The following is a 2,956-nucleotide window of genomic DNA, read 5'->3' as shown; positions in this document are numbered from 1 at the left end:
AACAGCGTCCCAGGCGACACGAAACGACCATAAAAGCGGCGCTGCTGCCTACAACTCACAAATAGCTTATGCAGGTCGATGAGGGATGCTACGGCTATGATCTTGCCGACGAGCACCTCCGATCCTTCGGTGGCCGCACCGACAGCGTCAGCGGCCCGTCACGAACCTCCCCGAGCTCCAGCCCGTGCACGATGCGCCGCACCACCGAGAGCTTCTTGGCGTCCACGACGGCGCGCCGCTCGCCGGTCTCCATCGCCTTAGCCCGGATCTGGGCCGCCCCGCGTTTTTCGGATAGCTACTATTGGTGTTGTCAGGCCGCTTGCCGTTGATTCTGGTACTCGTTGTAGGCCTCCCGTGGGGTTCGGTAGCCCAGCGCCGAGTGAAGTCGCTTGGTATTGTAGCGGAACTCGATGTAGCGGGCCACATCCCTGCGGGCGTGTTCCCTTGTCGGGTAGGCGGTGCGGTTGACCCGCTCGACTTTGAGCGTGGCATTGAACGATTCCGCGAGGGCATTATCGAAGCAGGAACCCACTCGGCCCACGGATTGGCGGACGTCGAGCCGGGCGGCGGCATCGGCGAACGCTTGGCTGAGATATTGCGAGCCGTGGTCGCTGTGGAATATCACTCCTGGTGCCAGTGGGTAGTTGCGCGCGGCCATGTGGAGTGCGTCGATGACGAGCTCGGCGCGCATGTGGTCGGCGATGGCGTATCCGATGCATTCTTTGGTGCAGCAGTCGATGACGGCGGCCAGGTAGGAGAAGCCCTGCCAGGTCGGCAGATAGGTGATATCCCCGACGAGCTTGGTGCCCGGTGCGTCGGCGGTGAAGTCGCGGCCCACCAGGTCGGGGAGGGTCTGGCCGGCCTCACCGGGTTGGGTCGTGGTCGGCCGCCACGGTCGTGGCTGGCAGGGCACCAGGTCGAGTTCCCGCATGAGGTCGCGGACCAGTTCGGGCCCGCAGTCCTCGCCCTGCCGGAGCAGCGCGGCGTGGATGCGGCGGTAGCCGTAGGTGCCGTCGGAGGCGTCGAAGATCACCTGGACGAGTATGGCCAGCCGAGCACGACGGCGCGCGGTCGCCGAGGCCGGTCGGTCCCGCCAGGCGTAGAAGCCCGAGGTCGAAACCTTCAGCCAGGCGCACATCTTCACGATCGGGTAGTCTGCCTTTTCCGCGTCGATGAACGAGTACTTCTCGCTCACCGATACTCCTGGGCGAAAAAGGCGGCCGCCTTTCCCAGGAACTCCGTCTTCATCCGCAACTCGCGGTTCTCCCGCTCGAGTTCCCGCAAGCGTGCTCGCTCCGGCAGGGTCAGTGGTGGCTCGTCACCGGCGTGCTCGACACGGTACTTGTTGACCCAGTTGCCGAGCGTGCCCTCGTGCACGCCGATCTCGCGGGCAACCTCAGCGATAGGACGTGAGGTGTCGACCACAAGGCGAACCGCTTCAGACTTGAACTCCGGAGTGAATTTCCGGCGCTTCTCCCGCATCGATGTTCCTCCATTTCGAACGGGACCTTATTGGGTCCGCTATCCGAAATGTGGGAGGCACGCCACCAAGCGCGTCAGCGAAGCCGGAGCCACACGTGATCGACATTCAGCAGCATCGCTGCTGGTCAGATGGTGGGGCCGGGTGAGGGGGTTGCTCTCCGTGTACATTAGAGCCGCTACCAGCGACTATGGTTCGCCAGCAGACTACTGAGCGTGCACTGCGTGCACTGCTCGACTCCAGTTCGCACCACGAGCCGCACCACACGGACCAAGAAGTCCACCCAGTAGCGGGTCGCTGATGGAGAGCAGTGCGTCGTCAGGGTGGCGATCCGCGAAGGCGGATCGCCAACGATTTCGCCTCCCCTCGTTCGCCGAGCTCATGGGGCCGGTCATGGCGCTCCAAACAGGCGCTGGCGTAGGGGACTCCCGGCCCCGCGCGAACGGGTCTTGCGACTCCTGTCGCCTGCAAGGGGAAGGGCAACTCTGGGCGTATGACGCGGGAGGTGCCCACGATGATCCGGACCGCTCGGCTGGCGCAGGTGCTGGAACATGCCCTTCGCGCGCCCTCGGTGCACAACACCCAGCCCTGGCGCTGGCGACTCGGCGGCGACGTGGTCGACCTGTTCGCCGATGTCAGCAGCCAACTGCCCGTGACCGATCCGGACGGGCGAGATCTGACGATCAGCTGCGGCGTCGCGTTGCACCACCTGGTCGTGGCGCTGGGCCACGCGGGCCACGACGCGTACGTCAAACGCATGCCCGACCCGCAGGACAACACCCACCTCGCAACCATCACGATCAGCGATTCGCCGCCGGATCCGGCCACCGCTCGCCTGTTCGGCGCGATCGCCCGCCGCCACACAGAGCTGCGCCGGATGCGTTGTCAGCCGGTTCCCGTAGCGCTGCAGGCCGCGCTCGTCGACGCAGCCCGCCGCTTCGACGTCCGGATGGTGCAGGCGAACGGAGTGCGGGAGGCGTTCAACAATGCATTCGCGGCGGCGACCGAACGCAAACTCTGGACCAACGGCCACACCACAGCACTGCACATTTCGAGCCGTCCTACGGCCACCCACCACGACAGCTCCGGCCCGCCGTTGGGCTACCGCCTTCCCGACGACGGCGCCGAGTTCTTCCTGCTCGCGACGAGCGAGGACAGAACACAGGACCGGCTGAGGGCCGGGCAGGCGCTCAGCTCGGTGCTGCTCACCGCCACCCAGGCCGGGCTCGCGACCACACCACTCAGCCGAGGCCACGAGATGGGAACCCAGCACCCGGCTGTGGGCGAAACCGCAACACCACAGATCTTCGTGCGCGTGGGGTGGCCCACGGTAGGGGCGTCGGGACAATCACCCAGTGTGCGACGTGACCTCGCTACCGTCCTCATGCGGCCGGTCGACTCGACGGTTGGTCCACCCGTCGAGTCGGGCGCCGAAGTCCGGTGACGGAAAATCGTCCGGTGACGGCGTTCACGACG

Annotated in this window: 3 protein-coding genes; 1 reads left to right on the top strand and 2 read right to left on the bottom strand. The window is 65.9% G+C overall.

Features of this window, described 5'->3' with window-relative positions:
- Positions 1-94 precede the first annotated feature (94 nt).
- Both VH969_RS34650 and VH969_RS15935 read right to left on the bottom strand, forming a co-directional pair.
- Complete coding sequence (locus VH969_RS34650; RefSeq protein ID WP_527249160.1) at positions 95-253, bottom strand: BREX-2 system ATPase PglY family protein; 159 nt, start codon at positions 251-253, stop codon at positions 95-97.
- A 57-nt stretch (positions 254-310) separates the two neighbouring features.
- A protein-coding gene (locus tag VH969_RS15935; RefSeq protein ID WP_414638524.1) for an IS3 family transposase occupies positions 311-1,482 on the bottom strand; the annotation gives its coding sequence in 2 pieces (ribosomal slippage) (positions 311-1,230 and positions 1,230-1,482; 1,173 coding nt in all).
- Positions 1,483-1,994: 512 nt separating this feature from the next.
- Between VH969_RS15935 and VH969_RS15930 the strand changes: the two genes are divergently transcribed.
- Entirely contained in the window at positions 1,995-2,924 is a 930-nt protein-coding gene (locus VH969_RS15930; RefSeq protein ID WP_331974808.1) for a nitroreductase family protein, read from the top strand.
- The last annotated feature ends 32 nt before the right edge of the window (positions 2,925-2,956 follow it).

Source organism: Actinophytocola sp., from assembly GCF_036555685.1.
Classification (GTDB): domain Bacteria; phylum Actinomycetota; class Actinomycetes; order Mycobacteriales; family Pseudonocardiaceae; genus Actinophytocola.
The sequence above is the reverse complement of the archived record's forward strand: the minus strand, read 5'-3'. Positions and strand labels throughout refer to the sequence as shown.